General features: G+C 78.7%; 1 pseudogene. It reads left to right on the forward strand.

The features are described 5' to 3' along the window. Positions 1 to 731 (forward strand): annotated as a pseudogene (locus ABD120_RS10670) (chromosome segregation protein SMC); the annotation flags it as partial.

Below are 731 nucleotides of genomic sequence, written 5' to 3' on the forward strand. Positions count from 1 at the left end.
GGCCAAGCTGCGCGGCCAGGTCGACTCGGCCCGCAGCCGCGCCCGCGCGGCCGACGAGGAGATCGGCCGGCTGGCCCAGTCCGTGCTCGACGCCGCCGACCGTGAGCGCCTGGCCCGGCGCGACCACGACGAGCGGCGCCAGGCCGAGCCGTCCGCCGACCCTGCTCTCGCCGAGGCGCTGGCCACCGCGCAGGCGCTGGTGGAAGAGGCCAAGGAGGTCGCGGACACCGCCCGTGCCGCCGTCGAGGACGCCAAGGCGGGCCTCGACACGCCGCGGACGGCCCTGCAGTCCGCCAGGTCCGCCGTCGGCACGGCCCGCACCGCCGACCAGGATTCCCAGCGCGCGGTCGCCGGGCTCCAGGCCCGCCGCGAGGCCCTCGAACTCGGCCTGGCCAAGGGCGCGGACGGCGGCGCCACCCTGCTGGAGGCGGGCTTCGACGGGGTGCTCGGCCCGCTGGCCGCCGAGCTGACGATCGCCCCCGGCGCCGAACTCGCCGTCGCCGCCGTGCTCGGCCCGGTGGCAGCGGCTCTCGCGGTCGGCTCGCTCGACACGGCGGCAGAGGCCCTCGACCTGCTCAGGAAGAAGGACGGCGGCCAGGCGGCGCTGATCGTGACCGGGGTCGGCCACGACGTGGCCCGGCCCGCGATCCCGTCGGGAACCTGGGCGACGGAGGCCGTGACCGCACCGGAACGGCTGCGCGGCGCGCTCGCGCGGGTGCTCGGCGACGTCG

The sequence above is a fragment of the Nonomuraea longicatena genome (assembly GCF_039525605.1).
GTDB lineage: Bacteria > Actinomycetota > Actinomycetes > Streptosporangiales > Streptosporangiaceae > Nonomuraea > Nonomuraea longicatena.